Here is an 18,779-nt window from a genome sequence, read left to right as displayed (position 1 = left end):
AGCACATTTTTTGGGAGTCATCGTTATGCAACGACGTACCTTGTTAAAAGCCTTTGCCCTCTGCGCATCCGTGTCAGCGATGGGCGTGACCTTCAGCGTTCAGGCTGCGGATACCATCAAAGTGGGGATTATGCACTCGCTCTCCGGCACCATGGCGATCTCGGAAACGCCGCTGAAAAACGTGGCGCTGATGACCATTGATGAAATCAACGCCAAAGGCGGCGTACTGGGTAAAAAGCTTGAACCGGTGGTGGTGGATCCGGCGTCTAACTGGCCGCTGTTCGCCGAAAAAGCCCGCCAGCTGCTGAGCCAGGACAAAGTCGACGTGGTGTTCGGCTGCTGGACTTCGGTGTCGCGTAAGTCGGTATTGCCGGTGTTCGAGGAGCTCAACGGGCTGCTGTTCTACCCGGTGCAGTATGAAGGCGAGGAGATGTCGCCGAACGTGTTCTATACCGGGGCTGCGCCGAACCAGCAGGCGATCCCGGCGGTGGAATACCTGATGAGCGAAGACGGCGGCGGCGCGAAGCGCTTCTTCCTGCTGGGGACTGACTATGTCTACCCACGCACCACTAACAAGATCCTGCGCGCGTTCCTGCATTCCAAAGGCGTGGCGGACAAGGATATCGAAGAGGTGTATACGCCGTTTGGCCACAGCGACTACCAGACCATCGTGGCCGATATCAAGAAATTCTCGGCGGGCGGCAAAACCGCGGTGATCTCGACCATCAACGGCGACTCCAACGTGCCGTTCTATAAAGAGCTGGCAAACCAGGCGGTGAAAGCCACCGACGTACCGGTGGTGGCGTTCTCGGTGGGCGAAGAAGAGCTGCGCGGCATCGACACCAAACCGCTGGTGGGCAACCTGGCGGCGTGGAACTACTTTGAATCGGTGGATAACCCCACCAATACCCAGTTTGTCGCTGCATACAAAGCCTGGGCCAAAGTCAACAAAGTACCGAACGCCGATAGCGTAGTGACTAACGATCCGATGGAAGCCACCTGGGTGGGCATTCATATGTGGGCGCAGGCGGTCGAGAAAGCCGGTACTACTGACGTGGACAAAGTGCGCGCCGCCATGGCCGGGCAAACCGTCAAAGCGCCGTCCGGCTTTACCCTGACCATGGATGCCACTAACCATCACCTCCACAAGCCGGTGATGATTGGCGAAATCGAGGGTAACGGCCAGTTCAACGTGGTGTGGCAGACCGAACAGCCGGTACGCGCCCAGCCGTGGAGCCCGTTTATCGCCGGTAACGACAAAAAATCCGACCAGCCGGTGAAAACCGCCAGCAACTAAGCCTGATGCCTCCTGGCGACAGGAGGCCATTTTACGCAGAGCCGATGCGGAGACGTGATGATGAAACCCGCCACCTTTATCTATGTGCTGTTGGTGACGCTGCTGCTACCGGTACGCGCATGGGCCGCCGCTGGCGATGACTTCGGACGCGCCAACCGCGCCGAACAGGCGAAAATGCTGGAAGCCTGGGGCACTGCGCCCGAACCCAGCCGATTACCCTTTTTGAAAGCGCTGGCCGCTGAGCGGGTGGTGCTGGATAGCCAGAAACAGGTTTTTGACGCCAGCGCCGGAAGTTTAACGCCGCTGGGCGATGCCGCTGCGCCTGTGGGCGAGACCCAAAAGCTGCGCCTGACTAACCGGCTGCGCAATCTGGCGGCGGCCGCGCTGGCATCTCACTATCTGGTCAGTGACAACGTCACGGAAAGACTGCGCGCCGCCGTGACGTTACAGCGCGATGCCAGCCCGGAGATGGCGACGCTGCTGGAAACGCGCCGTCAGCAGGAAACCGACGGTGCGGTACGCGATGCCCTGATTACCGCGCTGGCGCTGCTTAATCTCACCAGCCCGCAGCCCGCAGTCCGTCTGGCGGCGGCAAAACAGCTGGAGAAATCCGGCTCGCCGCAGGTGCAGGCGCGGTTGCAGCCGTTAACCGATCCGCATACTGAAAGCGATGCCGACGTGCGCGCTCAGGCAGAAAAAAGCGTGCAGGCCATCGGTCAGCGCCTGATGTGGGGCGAACTGGCGGGCCAGGCGTTTATGGGCCTGTCGCTGGGGTCGATTTTGCTGCTGGCGGCGCTGGGCCTCGCCATCACCTACGGCCTGCTGGGGGTGATCAATATGGCCCACGGCGAGATGCTGATGCTGGGCGCGTACAGCACCTGGCTTACCCAGAACGCTTTCGCCGCCTGGGCACCGCAGTGGCTGGCGCTCTATCCACTGGTGGCGCTGCCGGTAGCGTTTCTGGTCACGGCGGGGATCGGCATGGCGCTGGAGCGCAGCGTGATCCGCCATTTGTACGGTCGTCCGCTGGAAACGCTGCTCGCTACCTGGGGCATCAGCCTGATGTTGATCCAGATTGTGCGCATGGTGTTTGGCGCGCAAAACGTCGAGGTGGCAAACCCGGCGTGGCTCTCTGGCGGCATTCAGGTGTTACCCAACCTGATCCTGCCGTGGAACCGGGTGGCGGTGATTGGCTTTGTGCTACTGGTGCTGGCCTTTACCTGGCTGTTGCTTAACCGCACCCGGTTAGGGATGAACGTGCGGGCGGTGACGCAAAACCGCGCCATGGCGGCATGCTGCGGCGTGCCGGAAGGTCGCGTGGATATGCTGGCGTTCGGCCTCGGTTCCGGCATCGCCGGGCTGGGCGGCGTGGCGCTGTCGCAGCTCGGCAACGTCGGCCCGGAACTCGGCCAGGGCTACATCATCGATTCATTTTTAGTGGTGGTGCTGGGCGGCGTCGGACAGCTGGCGGGCAGTGTGGCGGCGGCGTTCAGTCTTGGCATCCTGAATAAAATCCTCGAACCGCAGCTTGGCGCGGTGCTGGGCAAGATCCTGATCCTGCTGCTGATTGTGCTGTTTATCCAGAAGCGCCCGCAGGGCCTGTTCGCTCTCAAAGGGAGGGTTATTGAATGATTAGCCTGCCGTTAACCACCGCCGCTACCCGGCGGCGACCCAAACTGAGCCTGGCGCTGGGCGGCGCGATTCTGGCGGCGCTGCTGGCGTTGCCGTTCCTGGCGCTGCTGCCCGCCGCGCATCCGCTGCACCTGTCGGAGTGGATGCTGACGCTGGTAGGCAAAATCCTCTGTTACGCGATTATGGCAGTGGCGCTGGATCTGGTGTGGGGCTATGCCGGGATGTTGTCTCTGGGCCACGGGCTGTTTTTCGCCCTCGGCGGCTACGCCATGGGGATGTACTTAATGCGCCAGGCCGCCGGGGACGGGCTGCCGGGATTTATGAGCTTTTTGTCCTGGAGCGAATTGCCCTGGTACTGGTTCGGTACCAGCAGTTTTCTCTGGATGCTGATGCTGATTGTGCTGGTGCCGGGCCTGCTGGCGCTGCTGTTCGGCTACTTCGCGTTTCGCTCGAAAATCAAAGGCGTTTACTTCTCGATCATGACCCAGGCGCTCACCTGGGCCGGAATGCTGCTGTTTTTCCGCAACGAAACCGGCTTTGGCGGCAATAACGGCTTTACCGGTTTTACCACGCTGCTGGGGATGCCGGTGACCGCCACCGGGACGCGTATCGGGCTGTTTGTCGCCACGGTGCTGGTGTTAACCCTCAGCCTGGCGATCGGCTGGCTGCTGGCGAAAAGCAAGTTTGGCCGGGTGCTGACGGCGGTGCGCGACGCGGAAAGCCGCCTGACGTTCTGCGGCTACGACCCGAAAGGCTTCAAGCTGCTGGTCTGGACGCTGTCGGCGGTGCTGTGCGGGCTGGCGGGCGCGCTGTATGTGCCGCAGGTGGGGATTATCAACCCTGGCGAAATGTCGCCTACCAACTCCATCGAGGCGGCGATTTGGGTGGCGCTGGGCGGGCGCGGCACGCTGATCGGCCCGGTGATTGGTGCAGGGCTGGTCAACGGCGCGAAGAGCCTGTTCACCGTGGCGATGCCCGAGTACTGGCTGCTGTTCCTCGGGCTGATGTTTATTCTGGTGACGCGCTTTTTACCGCGCGGCGTGGTGGGGCTGATCAAGCGAGGCAAGCAATGATGCAACCGGATGAAGGGCTGTTCACCCGCCAACAAATGACCGACCGATATCGCGCGCAAACCGACCCGGTGCTGCAACTGGAAAATATTAACGTCAGTTTCGACGGGTTTAAGGCGCTGACCGATCTCAGTTTGCAGATTGGCGTGGGGGAGCTGCGCTGCATTATCGGCCCTAACGGCGCGGGTAAAACCACGCTGATGGATGTGATCACCGGCAAAACCCGGCCCCAGAGCGGACGGGCGATTTACGACCAGTCCACCGATCTGACCGCGCTGTCGTCGATTGATATCGCCCGTCAGGGTATCGGGCGCAAATTTCAGAAGCCAACGGTGTTTGAAGCGCTGAGCGTGTTTGAAAACCTCGAACTGGCGCAAAAGGGCGACAAGTCGGTGTGGGGCACGCTGCGGGCGCGCCTCAGCGGCGAAAAGCGCGACCGCATCGACGAGATTTTAAGCCTGCTGCGGCTGAATGCCGAGCGCCATCGCCCGGCGGGCACCTTGTCCCACGGACAAAAGCAGTTTCTGGAAATCGGTATGCTGCTGATTCAGGAGCCACACCTGCTGCTGCTCGATGAACCGGCGGCGGGCATGACCGACGCGGAAACCGAATACAGCGCCGAGCTGTTCCGCGCCCTGGCGGGCAAGCATTCGCTGATGGTGGTGGAACACGATATGGGTTTTGTAGAAACCATCGCCGACCGTGTGACGGTGTTGCATCAGGGTCAGGTGCTGGCGGAAGGATCGCTGCGCGAAGTGCAGAATAACGAGCAGGTTATCGACGTCTATTTAGGGCGCTAAGGAGCGGGAATGTTAACAGTCAGCGGTCTGAATCAATATTACGGCGGCAGCCATATTCTGCGCGGCGTGTCGTTTGAGGTGCAGCCTGGGGAAGTGACCTGCCTGCTGGGGCGTAACGGCGTCGGGAAAAGCACCCTGCTGAAGTGCCTGATGGGGCTGATTGCCGCCCGTTCCGGCGAGGTTCACTTTCAGGATAAAAATATCACCCGCCTGAAGCCGCACCAGCGGGTGCGGGCGGGTATGGCCTACGTGCCCCAGGGCCGGGAAATTTTTCCGCGCTTAACGGTGGAAGAAAACCTGCTGATGGGGCTGTCGCGCTTTTCAGGCCGCGACGCGCGTATCGTTCCCGATGAGATCTACGCGCTGTTCCCGGTGCTACATGAGATGAAACAGCGGCGCGGCGGCGATCTCTCCGGCGGCCAGCAGCAACAGCTGGCGATTGGCCGGGCGCTGGCCTGTCGCCCTCAGTTGCTGATCCTGGATGAACCGACAGAGGGTATTCAGCCTTCGGTGATTAAACAGATCGGCGCGGTAATTGGCGAACTGGCGAAGCGCGGGGATATGGCGATATTGCTGGTGGAGCAGTTTTACGACTTCGCCGCCGAACTGGCGGACAGCTATCTGGTGATGTCGCGCGGCGAAATCATCCAGCGCGGCGCGGGCAGTCAGATGGAGCAGGAAGGGGTCAGGGGGCTGGTAGCGATTTAAGCCGGGCGAAGGCCCGGCAATTGACTGAAACAGATTAGAAAGAATTATGTTCTTCTGACTTCAACTTTGCGGCCTGGCTGCAGAAAGCCTCACATTCTTCCGGCGTGAAGATAATTTCGCCGCATTTGTCGCAATACTCGCCGGAAATGCCGTTAAGCGTTGTCTTTCTGGTTTGATGTTCATAAGGCAGATCGCGGGTCACATGGGTTAAATAACCGCCGCCGCAAATTAAACATTTCTTCATTATCATTCCTTAAAGGATTGACTCAGTTGGTTGTTAACCGCGCGATCTTATATCTGCAAAGTCTAAAAAGGCATCTGCCTGAATCTTAAACACACTCCGTTACCGCCGCCGCTCGCGGGACGCGCATCCCTTTCAGCATCAGCAGGTATGCGCCCGACGTCGCCACCATTAGAATTGCGAACAGCGACCATGGCGGCAGGTGAGTCAGGATCACCCCGGTCAGCAGCGGGTTGAGCGCGCCGCCGAGCCAGCCCAGCGACTGGGCGGAGAAGTAGCTGGCTTTCAAACCGTTGGGCGCGATGTTATCCACCAGCATATATTCCCCCGGCGCGTAGATCAGCTCACCGAAAGTAAACACGGCGGCGGATAACCCCCACAGCCATAGATTACTTCCGGAAATCATAAAGCCGCCCAGCCCTAGCAGGAAAAACAGCGTCCCAAACAGCATCAGGCGCTTGAGGTTCTCGGCGCGAATGCGTTTCCCGACCAGATATTGCAGCGACACCACCACCGCCGCGTTCACCGGCAGCACCACGCCTATCACGGTTTCTGCCAGCCGGTTGTCCGCCACCACCATCACGTATTGCGCGATGCAGGAGGCGAAAGAGCCAAACACCAGCGAGCCGAGAAACGCCGACAGGGTAAAGTAAATCAGCGCGCGATCCTGCAACAGTACGTTGATGGCGCTGCGCTTTTCCGTCTGGCTGTCCGGCTGGGTGTGCAGCGGCTTAACGCAGCACTGGATCAGGACAAAGGGGATCGAACTGCTGATGGCCGCCAGCCAGAACGGCATATTGACTCCGTACAGCAGCAGCCAGGTGCCGAGCGGCGGTCCGACGGTCCAGCCGATATTCAAAAAGGTGTAATTCAGCGAAAAGACTTTGGCTTTTACCGCCGGGGTCAGGGTATCGGAAAAATAGCTTTTCAACACCGTGGCGAACACCGAGTAAGCGCAGTTCACCAGCGAAAACCACGCCACCACCAGCGCGGCGTTGTGGGTCAGGGGGATCGCGATAAAGCCGCCGACAAACACCGCAATGGCCAGCAGCATATAACGTTTTTTCTCGAACCGATCGGCCAGGATGCCGAACCCCAGGCTAAAGAACACGCCCACCGTCAGGGCGATACTCATGGCAATACCTATCTGGTCCACCGGCATCGCGTACTGGCGGTTCAAATAGATGGTCATAAAGGGCAATGTTGCGCCGCGCCCAATGGTTAACAGGAGCGACGAGGCGAGTAGTGCGCCGATAGATAATGTGTGCCTGGGCTGCATATTGTAATCTTTTTGTAATTGGCAGTGAGATGTGCTGCGGTTGGGTTGCCATCAAGCAATACCACGACGTACCGGCGTTGTATACCCAGCCCGTTGTTCTGACGTGCTTTTTAACAAGGCATATTTTGGTGGTCCCTTTTTGTAAAGATTTGCGGTAGGGTGAAGTGTTAACAATTATTTAATTATTTTGGGGCAGGGTATGACACGTAAAGATGGGCTACTGGCGCTGCTGGTGGTGACGGTGTGGGGAGTCAATTTTGTCGTCATCAAGTGGGGGTTGCACGCCATGCCGCCGTTGCTGCTGGCTGGGTTACGTTTTTTGCTGGTGGCCTTTCCGGCGCTGTTTTTCGTTGCCCGTCCGAAAGTGCCGTTGCGCCTGCTGCTGGGCTACGGGTTGACCATCAGCTTCGGGCAGTTCGCCTTTCTGTTTTGTGCGATTAAGTTTGGCATGCCTGCCGGGCTGGCCTCGCTGGTGCTTCAGGCCCAGGCGTTTTTCACCATCATTCTCGGCGCGCTGACCTTCGGCGAGCGTTTGCAGCCGCGCCAGCTGGCGGGAATTCTGCTGGCGGTGGTGGGCGTGCTGGTGCTGATTGAAGCCAGCCTTACCGGCGAGCACGTGCCGTTGCTGGGCTTTATGCTGACGCTGGGTGGTGCCTTTAGCTGGGCCTGCGGCAATATTTTTAATAAGAAGATCATGCAGCATGAAGCGCGCCCGGCGGTGATGTCACTGGTGGTCTGGAGCGCCCTGATCCCCATCGCGCCGTTCCTGGTCGCCAGTATGCTGCTGGATGGCCCAACTACGGTGGTGCTGAGCCTGATGCACATCGATATGGTGACCATTTTATCGCTGCTGTACCTGGCGTTTGGCGCGACGATTGTCGGCTACGGGATTTGGGGCACGCTGTTAGGGCGTTACGAAACCTGGCGCGTGGCGCCGCTGTCGCTGCTGGTGCCGGTAGTGGGACTGGCGAGTGCCGCGCTGCTGTTAGGCGAGACGCTTTCATGGCTGCAAATGTGCGGGGCGGTGCTGATTATGGGCGGGCTGTACATCAATGTGTTTGGCTTCCCGATGGCGCGTAAGGCGCGCAAAGCCTGAATATGCAGGCGGGCGCAACGCCCGCCGCTAAACTCAGTTGTAGTACGCTACTCCAAGCTCATCTGATTTATCGCTGCCCGCGCCGCGATGATTGAAATCATACGGCGAGGTGCAATTGGTGGTGGAGGTCAGCATTGGGTCGCGGGCTTCCTGATGGCTGAAGCCGGTGGATTGCTCCGCCGCAGCAGAGCCTGTCGCCAGTACCAGCAGGGCGCAGGCTGCTAAGACGTATTTCATGGTTTCCTCAGTCACGTACGACACGTGAAGTTGTTGCAGGTTTAATGGTTAATTCTGTGCAGGTACAGCGCATCGTTCGCGGTGGCATTCACGCGGAACTTATGCGGCGGCAGCGAAAAATAGTTCTTAAAGGTGCGGGTCAGGGTTTGTTGCGATTCAAACCCATAGCGCTCCGCCAAAAACAAAATTGGCTCGTTGCTGCTTTTTAACTGCTGTGCGATTTCAGTCAGTTTGCGATTGCGGATGTACTGGCCTAATGAATGGCCGGTTTCTTTTTTGAACATCCGTTGCAGGTGCCATTTCGAGTAACCCGAACGTTCGGACACCTTCTCCAGTGACAGTGGGGACTCCAGATTCTCTTCAATCCAGTCCAAAATGCTATGAATCGTCACCGCATCATTGTTACGTCTGGACATCGTCTTATCTCCGTCGGTTACGGCAGAACCTTCTTGAGCAGGTATTCAAGGGTTGCCACTTCTTCTGCCGTCATATTTTTAGTTAATTCTTGATGCAGGGTTTGCCCTACTAATTGATGACATTGCTCACACAGCGCCGCGCCTTCCGGGGTTAGCTGGATCAGTACGCCGCGCTTGTCGTTGGGGTTCGGCAAGCGTTCGATCCAACCTTTGCTGACCAGGCGGTCAAGCATGCGGGTCAGGGCACCTAAATCTACGGAAAGCACCTTTTTCAGCTCCACCGGCGTAATGGAACCTCCACAGCGGATGGAACACAGCACTTTGAACTGCGCGGCGGTGATATCCAGCGGGGAGAGGTAGTCATTAAGCAAACGATCTTTTTTCTGGTTCACCAGATGGATCAGTCGACCCAGCGGGATGATGTTATTAAACAGATCGTCGGGATTATTCACAGTGATTGCCCAGGCAAGTAGATTAGTCACGGCGGATATTATTGCCCAGGCAAATATAAGTCAACCGAATGGATTTAAGATGACACGATCTGTTAAAACGTTTCGTAAGTTAAACTTTTTACGGCGAAATATTACCCACTCACATATGCATTGGGGCTGCTAACCGGGTTTGTAAAGACGGCGACGAAACCTTACGCTTTGAGGATGGTATCCCGGCGAGCGCCTCCTTATACTCCGCCTGCCATTCACCGTAAGAGGACTGATATGCTGGAATTATTTAAGGCTCTGGGGCTTGGGCTGGTGGTGCTATTACCCCTGGCGAACCCGCTGACCACCGTGGCGCTGTTTTTAGGTTTGTCCGGCCATATGAGCAGCGCCGAGCGTAACCGCACCGCGCTGATGACGTCGATCAACGTGGTGGTGATCATGCTGGTGGCGTGGTACGCCGGCCAACTGGTCATGGATACTTTCGGAATTTCGATTCCCGGTCTGCGTATTGCGGGCGGGCTGATTGTGGCATTTATCGGTTTCCGGATGCTGTTCCCACCGGCGAAAGGCCACGAAGCGCCGGAAGTGCAGAGTAAAACCGAAGAGATCGTTAAAGAACCGGATACTAATATCGCCTTTGTACCGCTGGCGATGCCCAGTACCGCCGGGCCAGGCACCATCGCAATGATCATCAGCTCCGCGTCCACGCTGCGCCATTCCGACGCCTTCCCGGCGTGGATTATCGCCGTCGCGCCGCCGCTGCTGTTTGTGATTGTCGGCATTATCCTGTGGGGCAGCCTGCGCAGCTCCGGAGCGGTGATGCGAGTGGTGGGTAAGGGCGGCATTGAAGCCATTTCGCGCCTGATGGGCTTCTTGCTGGTCTGTATGGGCGTGCAGTTTATTATTAACGGGGTGCTGGAGATTGTGACCAGCTATCACGGAGGCTAAGCAACAACCGGGGAAAATTCACGCTCGCCTGGTCTGGAACCCGTGGTTCAGCTGGCAGGAGAGCGTGATGAAAAGCGTGTTTAGTTCGGGTTAACCTGACGCGCCGGATCCTCCAGCGACACCGGCCAGCGGCGGAAAATAATCACCGCCCACACCAGCGCCGCCAGTGCGGGGATAGCGCCGATATAGCCCACCGATGCCATCGAGAGATTCATACTCACCAGATTGCCCACCAGCGCGCCTGCGCCGATGCCGATATTAAAGATGCCGGAAAACAGTGACATAGCCACGTCGGTGGCGTCCGGGGCCAGCGCCAGCACTTTCACCTGCATCCCCAGCGCGATCAGCATAATCGCAATCCCCCAGAAGGCGCACAGCGCGGTCAGGCTCCAGCGATTAGCGCTGGCGGGCAGCAGCAGCAGTAAACAGAACACCAGCAGAGCTATCGCCAGCGCGATCAGCAGCGAGGCGTGCTGGTTGCCCAGTTTGCCGAAGATCACGCTGCCGATAATCCCGGTAAAACCCAGCACCAGCAGCATATAAGTGGCGAAGTTTTCGCTCAGGCCCGCGACGGTCTGTACAAAGGGTTCAATATAGCTGTAGGCGGTGAAATGCGCGGTGACGACCACCACCGTCAGAATATAGATGCTGATGAGCGCCGGGCGGCGGAACAGCACCGGCAGGCTTTTAAGCGACCCGGAATGTTCGCTCGGCAGTTTCGGCAGCAGCCGCGCCAGGCATACCAGGGTAATCAGCGCGCCCATCCCGATAGCGAAAAAGGTGGTACGCCAGCCGAAATATTGCCCGACCACGCGGCCAATTGGGATGCCCAGCACCGACGCCAGCGCGGTGCCGGTAGCAATCAGGCTCAGCGCCTGGGCGCGTTTGCCCGCCGGGGCCAGGCGTATCGCCAGCGAGGCGGTGATCGACCAGAAAATGGCATGCGCAAAAGCGATGCCGACGCGGCTTATCACCAGCACTTCGAAACTCCAGGCGAGGAACGACAGGATATGGCTGGCGATAAACACTACGAACAGGGCTATCAGCAGTTTGCGGCGCTCAATCTGGCTGGTCAGCAGCATAAAGGGCAGGGACATTAATCCCACTACCCAGGCGTAAATCGTCAACATGATGCCTGCCTGGGCGCTTTGCATATTAAAGCTGCTGGCGATGTCAGACAGTAATCCCACCGGCACAAACTCGGTGGTGTTAAAGATGAATGCGGCGACAGCAAGCGTAACCACCCGCAGCCACGCGGTTTTGCGTGAGACGGCGTTGTTTGTCATAGGAAAGTATCGCGATGGTTAAAAGAATGGTGGGAATGCGGCGATCATAAAACCATCACTCCGTTCAGTTCAATCTTTTTGTGATCCGAATCTCATTTTAACGCGTTTTGCTCCGCTCGGTTACACCCGGAAAAATTCCCTTGCAGAAAAAACGGCGGTTAAAAAACATTCAGACTGCTTATGATCATGAATTCACCCATAAGTAAATAATATGTTAATAATCGGTGAAGTGTGTAATTCATATTTTATTTAAAATCACTGTATTTAATTCGCGAATTAACTTTCGATTTAAAATTAAGCATATTGCCCCTAAAGAGGTATTACTTATTTTATTTAATTCGGATTAGTTAAATTAATCCGAAATTATTAAAATGTCGACCCCGTAGCATTTTCTTAAATAATTACTCACCGAAAACATTGACCGGGGGCGTTTTGACGTGTGTGTCACATTAATGGTGGTGGATGTACCTTAGGATCGCCGCGTCTTGAAAATAAAACTCTGTATCAGACGGCTACGAAAGGATTTACCATGATAACCTACGATAATCTTCCACTGACCATCCATGACATAATGGAAGCCCGCACTCGCCTGAATGGGCGCGTCTATAAAACCGGTCAACCACGTTCCAACTATTTAAGCGAACGTTGCAAGGGAGAAATATTTCTTAAATTTGAAAATATGCAACGCACCGGGTCATTTAAAATTCGTGGAGCCTTTAATAAATTAAGTTCATTAACTGAAGAAGAAAAACGCCAGGGTGTTGTGGCCTGTTCGGCCGGCAACCATGCTCAGGGTGTTTCTCTTTCTTGCGCCATGCTGGGAATTAACGGCAAGGTGGTGATGCCATCCTGCGCGCCGAAATCAAAAGTGGCTGCAACTACTGATTATTCAGCAGAAGTGATCCTGCACGGAAATAGTTTTAACGAAACTATCGCGAAAGCCAGTGAAATTATGGAAATGGAAGGGCGCTTATTTATCCCGCCATTTGATGACGAAAAAGTCATCGCCGGTCAGGGCACCATTGGCCTTGAAATCCTTGAAGATTTGTATGATGTCGACAACGTTATCGTACCCATCGGCGGTGGTGGACTGATTGCCGGCGTGGCGCTGGCGATTAAATCCATCAACCCACGCATTAATATTATCGGCGTCCAGTCAGAAAACGTTCACGGTATGGCGTCTTCTTATTATGCCGGTCACATTACTAATCACCGTAATGCCGGAACGCTCGCCGACGGTTGCGACGTAGCGCGCCCGGGTGTTTTAACTTATGAAATCGTTAAAGATCTGGTCACGGATATTGTACTGGTTACCGAAGAAGAAATTCGCTCCAGTATGGTTCATCTGATCCAGAGAAATAAAATCATCACTGAAGGGGCAGGCGCGTTAGCCAGCGCTGCATTATTAAGCGGCAAGCTTGATCATTATATCCAGGGTAAGAAAACCGTTAGCATTATTTCCGGTGGCAATATTGACCTGTCACGCGTTTCGCAAATTACCGGTCTTGAAACCACTCACTAATAATTTTTGTACAGGATACTTCAAATGAGTTTGGATAATACTATTGCAACTGGTCAGAAAGCGTCGGGCTTCGCCTGGCGTAAATCTGACACCACGTGGACTCTGGGTCTGTTTGGTACGGCAATCGGTGCCGGGGTATTATTTTTCCCGATTCGCGCTGGCTTTGGCGGCTTAATTCCAATTTTATTAATGTTAGTGCTGGCTTATCCGATTGCCTTCTACTGCCACCGTGCGCTGGCGCGCCTGTGTCTGTCAGGCAGCAATCCATCAGGCAACATCACCGAAACCGTCGAAGAGCACTTCGGTAAAACCGGCGGCGTGGTGATCACTTTCCTGTACTTCTTCGCGATTTGTCCGCTGTTGTGGATTTATGGCGTAACTATTACCAACACCTTTATGACCTTCTGGGTCAACCAGCTCGGCATGGCACCGTTGAACCGCGGCTTTGTGGCGCTGTTCCTGCTGCTGCTGATGGCATTTGTTATCTGGTTTGGTAAAGACCTGATGGTAAAAGTGATGAGCTACCTGGTATGGCCGTTTATCGCCAGCCTGGTGCTGATTTCCCTGTCACTGATCCCTTACTGGAACGGTGCGGTGATCGAGCAAGCCAACGTCGCGGATATCTCCCTGCTGGGCCACGATGGCATCCTGGTGACCGTATGGCTGGGCATCTCCATCATGGTGTTCTCCTTTAACTTCTCGCCGATTGTCTCTTCCTTCGTGGTCTCCAAACGCGAAGAGTACGAAGCCGATTTCGGTAAAGAGTACACCGAGAAAAAATGCTCCCAGATCATCTCTCGCGCCAGCATGCTGATGGTTGCCGTAGTCATGTTCTTCGCCTTCAGCTGCCTGTTTACGCTGTCTCCGGCCAACATGGCGGAAGCCAAAGCGCAGAACATTCCGGTGCTTTCTTACCTGGCTAACCACTTCGCTTCCATGAGCGGCACCAAGTCTACCTTTGCGGTGACTCTGGAATACGCAGCCTCGCTGATTGCGCTGGTAGCGATTTTCAAATCCTTCTTCGGCCACTATCTGGGCACGCTGGAAGGTCTGAACGGCCTGATCCTCAAGTTCGGCTACAAAGGCGATAAAAACAAAATCTCTGAAGGCAAACTGAACACCATCAGCATGATCTTCATCATGGGCTCCACCTGGGTTGTGGCTTACGCCAACCCGAACATCCTGGACCTGATTGAAGCCATGGGTGCGCCGATTATCGCTGCTCTGCTGTGCCTGCTGCCGATGTACGCGATTGGCAAAACCCCGGCTCTGGCGAAGTACAAAGGTCGTGCGGATAACGTCTTCGTTACCCTGATTGGCCTGCTGACCATCCTGAACATCGCTTACAAACTGTTTTAATCCCCACTCTGTTTAACCTCAAAGCCCACCCGAAAGGGTGGGCGGAGCAGTGTAATGAACGTAGATTCTGTTGTACTTGTCATCAATTGTGGCTCGTCGTCGATCAAGTTTTCCGTTTTAGACGTTGAGCATTGCGACGTGGTTCTCTCCGGTATTGCCGACAGTATTGGCTCCGACAATGCCCTGCTGGTGGTGGATAAAACCACCGAAATCAAACTTGCTGACAGCACCTACGACGCCGCGCTGACGGCCATCGCCGGGGAGCTGGACAAGCGTCAGTTAATGGACGCGGTGACGTTAATCGGCCACCGCATCGCTCACGGCGGTGAGATTTTTAGCGACGCGGTAATCATCAACGACGACGTGGTTGAACAAATCAAGAAAGTGTCGCCGCTGGCACCGCTGCACAACTACGCCAACCTGGCGGGTGTGGAAGCCGCGCGCCATCTGTTCCCCGGTTTGCCGCAGGTCGCGGTATTCGACACCGGTTTCCATCAGACCTTAAAGCCGGAAGCTTATCTCTACGGGCTGCCGTATCAGTATGCGGAACAGCACGGCGTGCGCCGCTACGGTTTCCACGGTACTTCGCACCGCTATGTCGCCAGCGAAGCCGTGGCGCTGCTTAATCTGGATGCCAACGACGCCGGGCTGGTGATTGCCCACCTGGGAAACGGCGCGTCGATTTGCGCGGTACAGGATGGCAAAAGCGTCGATACCTCCATGGGCATGACTCCGCTGGAAGGGCTGATTATGGGTACCCGCAGCGGTGACGTGGATTTTGGCGCGCTGGCCTATCTTGCTCGCCAGACCGGGCAGAGCCTTGAGGATCTGGAGCGGGTGGTGAATAAATCTTCCGGGCTACTCGGCCTGTCGGGTTTGTCATCGGATTTACGCGTGCTGGAGCAGGCGTATCACGAAGGCCATGCGGGCGCACAGCGCGCGATTGGCGCATTTGTTCATCGCATTGCACGCCATATCGGCGGCCACGCCAGCGCGCTGCGCCGTCTGGACGGGGTGATCTTCACCGGCGGGATTGGCGAGAACTCAGTGCTTATCCGCAATCTGGTGATTGAACGCCTGAAGGTGTTCGGCATTGAGGTGGACGACGCCAAAAACGCCCAGCCAAACCGCGTGGGGCCGCGTGTGGTTTCCGCGCCGCAGTCGCGCGCTGCTGCTGCGGTGATCCCCACCAATGAAGAAAAAATGATCGCTCAGGATGCTATCCGCCTGGGTCGCCAGGTTTCACAGCCTGAATTTGCCTGATATCGAATTATTTAATCTGTACCGTACAGAGGGAGTTTGTAATGAAGGTTGATGTAGCGTTAAACGACACGTATCTCGACGCCTGGCAGGGCTTTGCCGGTTCTGACTGGCAGGAAACGATTAACGTCCGCGATTTTATTCAGCATAACTATACCCCGTATGAAGGCGACGAAAGCTTTCTTGCCGACGCCACGCCAGCCACCGTGCAGCTGTGGGAAAAGGTCATGGAAGGCATCCGCAAGGAGAACGCCACTCATGCGCCGGTCGATTTCGACACCAACGTCGCGACAACCATTACCGCCCACGCGCCGGGGTATATCGAGCAGCGGCTGGAAAAAATCGTCGGTCTGCAAACCGACCAGCCGCTGAAGCGCGCGCTGCACCCGTACGGCGGCGTCAACATGATCAAAAGTTCTTTCGATGCCTATGGCCGCGAAATGGACAAAGATTTCGAGTACACCTTTACCCATCTGCGCAAAACCCATAACCAGGGCGTGTTTGATGTCTATTCCCCGGACATGCTGCGTTGCCGTAAATCCGGCGTGTTGACCGGTTTGCCGGACGGCTACGGCCGCGGGCGCATCATCGGTGACTACCGCCGCGTGGCGCTGTATGGCACCGCTTATCTGATCCGCGAGCGTGAATTACAGTTTGCCGATCTGCAACCGAAACTGGAGCGCGGCGAAGATCTGGAAGCCACTATCCGCCTGCGTGAAGAGCTGGCCGAACACCGGCGCGCATTGCAGCAAATCACCGAGATGGCCGGTAACTACGGCTTTGACGTCTCCCGCCCGGCGCGTAACGCCCAGGAAGCGGTGCAGTGGCTGTACTTTGGCTATCTGGCGGCGGTGAAGTCCCAGAACGGCGGCGCGATGTCGCTGGGCCGTACCGCGACTTTCCTCGACATCTACATTGAGCGCGACATCAAAACCGGCGTGCTGAACGAAGTGCAGGCGCAGGAGCTGATCGACCATTTCATTATGAAAATCCGCATGGTGCGCTTCCTGCGTACCCCGGAATTCGACACGCTGTTCTCCGGCGACCCGATTTGGGCTACCGAAGTGATCGGCGGGATGGGGCTGGATGGCCGCACGCTGGTAACCAAAAACTCATTCCGCTATCTGAATACCCTACACACCATGGGCCCGTCGCCGGAACCGAACCTGACCATTCTGTGGTCGGAAGCGCTGCCGAAAGCGTTTAAAGCCTATGCCGCGAAAGTTTCTATCGAAACGTCCTCATTGCAGTACGAGAACGACGACCTGATGCGCCCGGATTTCGAAAGCGACGATTACGCCATTGCCTGCTGCGTCAGCCCGATGGTGATCGGCAAACAGATGCAGTTCTTCGGCGCGCGCGCCAACCTCGCCAAAACGCTGCTGTACTGCATCAACGGCGGGATGGACGAGAAGCTGAAAATCCAGGTCGGCCCGAAAACGCCGATGATCATGGATGAAGTGCTGGATTATGACACCGTGATGGCCAGCCTCGACAGCTTTATGGACTGGCTGGCGGTGCAGTACGTCAGCGCCCTGAACCTGATCCACTATATGCACGACAAGTACAGCTACGAAGCCTCGCTGATGGCGCTGCACGACCGCGATGTGCACCGCACCATGGCTTGTGGTATCGCCGGTCTGTCGGTGGCGGTGGATTCGCTGTCGGCAATCAAATATGCCCGCGTGATGCCGGTGCGCGATCACAACGGCCTGGCGCTGGATTTTGTGATTGAAGGGGAATACCCGCAGTACGGTAACAACGACGATCGCGTCGACAGCATCGCCTGCGATCTGGTTTCTCGCTTTATGCAGAAAATCCAGGCGCTGCCGACATACCGCAACGCGGTGCCGACCCAGTCGATTCTGACCATCACCTCTAACGTGGTGTACGGCCAGAAAACCGGCAACACCCCGGATGGCCGCCGTGGCGGTACGCCGTTCGCCCCGGGCGCAAACCCGATGCACGGCCGCGATCGTAAAGGCGCGGTAGCGTCCCTGACGTCGGTCGCGAAACTGCCGTTCAAATACGCCAAAGACGGAATTTCTTACACCTTCTCTATCGTCCCGGCGGCGCTGGGCAAAGACGAGATGGCGCGTAAGAACAACCTGGTGGGGCTGCTGGACGGTTATTTCCATCACGACGTGGCGATTGAGGGCGGACAGCACCTTAACGTCAACGTGATGAACCGCGAAATGCTGCTGGACGCTATCGATCATCCGGAGAAATATCCAACCCTGACGATCCGCGTTTCCGGCTATGCGGTGCGCTTTAACGCGCTGACCCGCGAGCAGCAGCAGGATGTGGTGTCCAGGACATTCACCAGCGCTCTGTAATCATGACGTGCGGCGATGGAGCCGCACGTACCACCTTTTTCAAAAGGAGTGAGTATGACCACCACCATTATTTCGACCAACACTGCCCCGGCGGCCATCGGACCGTACGTCCAGGGTGTGGATATGGGCAGTTTCGTCTTTACTTCCGGGCAGATCCCGCTGTGCCCCGAGACGGGTGCGATCGCGGCGGACATTGAGGCGCAAACGCTTCAGTCGTTACAGAACGTCAAAGGGATCATCGAAGCGGCGGGGCTGACGGTGAACAACATCATCAAAACCACCGTATTTGTGAAGGATCTGGCGGATTTTGAGGCGGTGAACCGCGTGTATAACGGGTTCTTTATGGAGCACAACGCGAACTTCCCGGCGCGCTCGTGTGTGGAAGTGGCGCGTTTACCGAAAGATGTAAAAATCGAAATCGAAGCGATTGCAGTACGTCCGTAAATGTAGGTTTTCATTTGTAGTACCCTGGTTGCTCTCGTCGAAAGGCGGGAGCTTTTTTTTGCCGGGGGCAAGGGGCCTTTTTATTTAGTGGGGTTGTTCGGTTTGTTTAGTGGAATTGTTCCGTTCGGTGGAATTGTTCCGTTCGCCTGGGCTTTCGAGTCAGTCTTAAGCGCCAGTGTACGCGAACGGGCCAGTGGGGCTCGCCGCCGCCCCCCTGGCGACCCCGGCTCCCCCGCGCGAAATCGCCGCTTCGCGGATTACTCGGCCCATCCATGGGCCTCGCCCCTTCGGGGCCGCCGCGAGCGGCGTTCAAATTTGCTCCCGGCAAATTTGTCCTCGGCTTATCGCGTCCGGCTTCGGGTCGGGCGCGATGCTACATCCTGTAGCTCGCACCCTCTGGCGGCATCC

Annotated in this window: 18 protein-coding genes; 12 read left to right on the top strand and 6 right to left on the bottom strand. The window is 56.6% G+C overall.

All coding sequences use genetic code 11. The features are described 5' to 3' along the window. Nucleotides 1-25: 25 nt before the first annotated feature. Genes urtA through urtE form a run of 5 tightly spaced genes read left to right on the top strand, consistent with a single transcriptional unit; the run spans nucleotide 26 to nucleotide 5,507 of the window. Complete coding sequence (gene urtA, locus FND52_RS17110) at nucleotides 26-1,297, top strand: urea ABC transporter substrate-binding protein (protein WP_144132081.1); 1,272 nt, start codon at nucleotides 26-28, stop codon at nucleotides 1,295-1,297. 57 nt (nucleotides 1,298-1,354) lie between these two features. Further along, complete coding sequence (urtB, locus tag FND52_RS17105; protein ID WP_167509374.1) at nucleotides 1,355-2,929, top strand: urea ABC transporter permease subunit UrtB; 1,575 nt, start codon at nucleotides 1,355-1,357, stop codon at nucleotides 2,927-2,929. Beyond that, entirely contained in the window at nucleotides 2,929-4,002 is a 1,074-nt protein-coding gene (gene urtC, locus FND52_RS17100; protein ID WP_144132681.1) for an urea ABC transporter permease subunit UrtC, read from the top strand. Before urtB ends, urtC begins: the two co-directional genes overlap by 1 nt. Then, nucleotides 4,002-4,799, top strand: a complete 798-nt coding sequence (urtD, locus tag FND52_RS17095; RefSeq protein WP_144132679.1) for an urea ABC transporter ATP-binding protein UrtD — start codon at nucleotides 4,002-4,004, stop codon at nucleotides 4,797-4,799. Before urtC ends, urtD begins: the two co-directional genes overlap by 1 nt. Nucleotides 4,800-4,808: 9 nt before the next feature. Next, complete coding sequence (gene urtE / locus FND52_RS17090) at nucleotides 4,809-5,507, top strand: urea ABC transporter ATP-binding subunit UrtE (protein WP_144132079.1); 699 nt, start codon at nucleotides 4,809-4,811, stop codon at nucleotides 5,505-5,507. Between the two features lie 34 nt (nucleotides 5,508-5,541). Here the strand turns inward: urtE and FND52_RS17085 are convergent, their stop codons facing one another. Together FND52_RS17085 and ydeE are read right to left on the bottom strand one after the other, a co-directional pair. Then, a complete protein-coding gene (locus tag FND52_RS17085; RefSeq protein ID WP_144132077.1) occupies nucleotides 5,542-5,751 on the bottom strand; it encodes a type II toxin-antitoxin system MqsA family antitoxin in 210 nt (69 codons plus the stop codon). Between the two features lie 85 nt (nucleotides 5,752-5,836). Continuing rightward, the gene (ydeE, locus tag FND52_RS17080; RefSeq protein ID WP_144132075.1) at nucleotides 5,837-7,027 is read right to left on the bottom strand and encodes an efflux MFS transporter YdeE; all 1,191 of its coding nucleotides are present in this window, start codon (nucleotides 7,025-7,027) and stop codon (nucleotides 5,837-5,839) included. A gap of 199 nt (nucleotides 7,028-7,226) precedes the next feature. On the opposite strand from ydeE, the gene eamA reads away from it, so the two are divergent. After that, the gene (eamA, locus tag FND52_RS17075) at nucleotides 7,227-8,123 is read left to right on the top strand and encodes an O-acetylserine/cysteine exporter (protein ID WP_144132073.1); all 897 of its coding nucleotides are present in this window, start codon (nucleotides 7,227-7,229) and stop codon (nucleotides 8,121-8,123) included. 33 nt (nucleotides 8,124-8,156) lie between these two features. Here eamA and marB read toward each other — a convergent pair whose 3' ends face one another. From marB to marR, 3 genes are read right to left on the bottom strand one after another with little or no spacing between them, the layout of a single operon-like run. Further along, nucleotides 8,157-8,360 (bottom strand): multiple antibiotic resistance regulatory protein MarB, encoded by a 204-nt coding sequence (gene marB / locus FND52_RS17070; protein WP_125293355.1) that lies wholly within the window; start codon nucleotides 8,358-8,360, stop codon nucleotides 8,157-8,159. Between the two features lie 41 nt (nucleotides 8,361-8,401). After that, nucleotides 8,402-8,776, bottom strand: coding sequence for an MDR efflux pump AcrAB transcriptional activator MarA (marA, locus tag FND52_RS17065; RefSeq protein WP_002435664.1), 375 nt, complete (start codon nucleotides 8,774-8,776; stop codon nucleotides 8,402-8,404). 17 nt (nucleotides 8,777-8,793) lie between these two features. Next, entirely contained in the window at nucleotides 8,794-9,228 is a 435-nt protein-coding gene (gene marR, locus FND52_RS17060; RefSeq protein WP_125293568.1) for a multiple antibiotic resistance transcriptional regulator MarR, read from the bottom strand. A 264-nt stretch (nucleotides 9,229-9,492) separates the two neighbouring features. Here marR and FND52_RS17055 point away from each other — a divergent pair, with 264 nt between their 5' ends. Continuing rightward, nucleotides 9,493-10,164, top strand: a complete 672-nt coding sequence (locus FND52_RS17055) for a MarC family NAAT transporter (protein ID WP_125293354.1) — start codon at nucleotides 9,493-9,495, stop codon at nucleotides 10,162-10,164. Between the two features lie 80 nt (nucleotides 10,165-10,244). Here the strand turns inward: FND52_RS17055 and FND52_RS17050 are convergent, their stop codons facing one another. Next, nucleotides 10,245-11,450, bottom strand: coding sequence for a sugar transporter (locus FND52_RS17050; protein ID WP_144132071.1), 1,206 nt, complete (start codon nucleotides 11,448-11,450; stop codon nucleotides 10,245-10,247). A gap of 529 nt (nucleotides 11,451-11,979) precedes the next feature. On the opposite strand from FND52_RS17050, the gene tdcB reads away from it, so the two are divergent. From tdcB to FND52_RS17025, 5 genes are read left to right on the top strand one after another with little or no spacing between them, the layout of a single operon-like run. Continuing rightward, nucleotides 11,980-12,972 carry a bifunctional threonine ammonia-lyase/L-serine ammonia-lyase TdcB gene (gene tdcB, locus FND52_RS17045; protein ID WP_125293352.1) on the top strand — a complete coding sequence of 331 codons (993 nt, stop codon included), beginning with the start codon at nucleotides 11,980-11,982 and terminating at the stop codon, nucleotides 12,970-12,972. A gap of 24 nt (nucleotides 12,973-12,996) precedes the next feature. Further along, complete coding sequence (gene tdcC / locus FND52_RS17040) at nucleotides 12,997-14,331, top strand: threonine/serine transporter TdcC (protein WP_144132069.1); 1,335 nt, start codon at nucleotides 12,997-12,999, stop codon at nucleotides 14,329-14,331. Nucleotides 14,332-14,385: 54 nt separating this feature from the next. Next, nucleotides 14,386-15,594: a propionate kinase gene (gene tdcD / locus FND52_RS17035; RefSeq protein ID WP_144132067.1), complete on the top strand. Its 1,209-nt coding sequence runs from the start codon at nucleotides 14,386-14,388 to the stop codon at nucleotides 15,592-15,594. 41 nt (nucleotides 15,595-15,635) lie between these two features. After that, the gene (pflB, locus tag FND52_RS17030) at nucleotides 15,636-17,927 is read left to right on the top strand and encodes a formate C-acetyltransferase (protein WP_125293349.1); all 2,292 of its coding nucleotides are present in this window, start codon (nucleotides 15,636-15,638) and stop codon (nucleotides 17,925-17,927) included. Nucleotides 17,928-17,981: 54 nt separating this feature from the next. Further along, on the top strand, nucleotides 17,982-18,371 hold the full coding sequence (locus FND52_RS17025; protein WP_144132065.1) for a RidA family protein: 390 nt from the start codon (nucleotides 17,982-17,984) through the stop codon (nucleotides 18,369-18,371). Nucleotides 18,372-18,779 lie beyond the last annotated feature (408 nt).

This window comes from Atlantibacter subterraneus (genome assembly GCF_007570865.1).
GTDB lineage: Bacteria > Pseudomonadota > Gammaproteobacteria > Enterobacterales > Enterobacteriaceae > Atlantibacter > Atlantibacter subterraneus.
This window is presented reverse-complemented; position numbering and strand designations above follow the sequence as displayed.

Excerpts from the sequence above, each read along its gene's own strand:
- urtA (WP_144132081.1), top strand. The coding sequence starts at position 26 with ATGCAACGACGTACCTTGTTAAAAGCCTTTGCCCTCTGCGCATCCGTG.
- urtB (WP_167509374.1), top strand. The coding sequence starts at position 1,355 with ATGATGAAACCCGCCACCTTTATCTATGTGCTGTTGGTGACGCTGCTG.
- urtD (WP_144132679.1), top strand. The coding sequence starts at position 4,002 with ATGCAACCGGATGAAGGGCTGTTCACCCGCCAACAAATGACCGACCGA.
- urtE (WP_144132079.1), top strand. The coding sequence starts at position 4,809 with ATGTTAACAGTCAGCGGTCTGAATCAATATTACGGCGGCAGCCATATT.
- FND52_RS17085 (WP_144132077.1), bottom strand. The coding sequence starts at position 5,751 with ATGAAGAAATGTTTAATTTGCGGCGGCGGTTATTTAACCCATGTGACC.
- ydeE (WP_144132075.1), bottom strand. The coding sequence starts at position 7,027 with ATGCAGCCCAGGCACACATTATCTATCGGCGCACTACTCGCCTCGTCG.
- eamA (WP_144132073.1), top strand. The coding sequence starts at position 7,227 with ATGACACGTAAAGATGGGCTACTGGCGCTGCTGGTGGTGACGGTGTGG.
- marB (WP_125293355.1), bottom strand. The coding sequence starts at position 8,360 with ATGAAATACGTCTTAGCAGCCTGCGCCCTGCTGGTACTGGCGACAGGC.
- marA (WP_002435664.1), bottom strand. The coding sequence starts at position 8,776 with ATGTCCAGACGTAACAATGATGCGGTGACGATTCATAGCATTTTGGAC.
- FND52_RS17055 (WP_125293354.1), top strand. The coding sequence starts at position 9,493 with ATGCTGGAATTATTTAAGGCTCTGGGGCTTGGGCTGGTGGTGCTATTA.
- FND52_RS17050 (WP_144132071.1), bottom strand. The coding sequence starts at position 11,450 with ATGACAAACAACGCCGTCTCACGCAAAACCGCGTGGCTGCGGGTGGTT.
- tdcB (WP_125293352.1), top strand. The coding sequence starts at position 11,980 with ATGATAACCTACGATAATCTTCCACTGACCATCCATGACATAATGGAA.
- tdcC (WP_144132069.1), top strand. The coding sequence starts at position 12,997 with ATGAGTTTGGATAATACTATTGCAACTGGTCAGAAAGCGTCGGGCTTC.
- tdcD (WP_144132067.1), top strand. The coding sequence starts at position 14,386 with ATGAACGTAGATTCTGTTGTACTTGTCATCAATTGTGGCTCGTCGTCG.
- pflB (WP_125293349.1), top strand. The coding sequence starts at position 15,636 with ATGAAGGTTGATGTAGCGTTAAACGACACGTATCTCGACGCCTGGCAG.
- FND52_RS17025 (WP_144132065.1), top strand. The coding sequence starts at position 17,982 with ATGACCACCACCATTATTTCGACCAACACTGCCCCGGCGGCCATCGGA.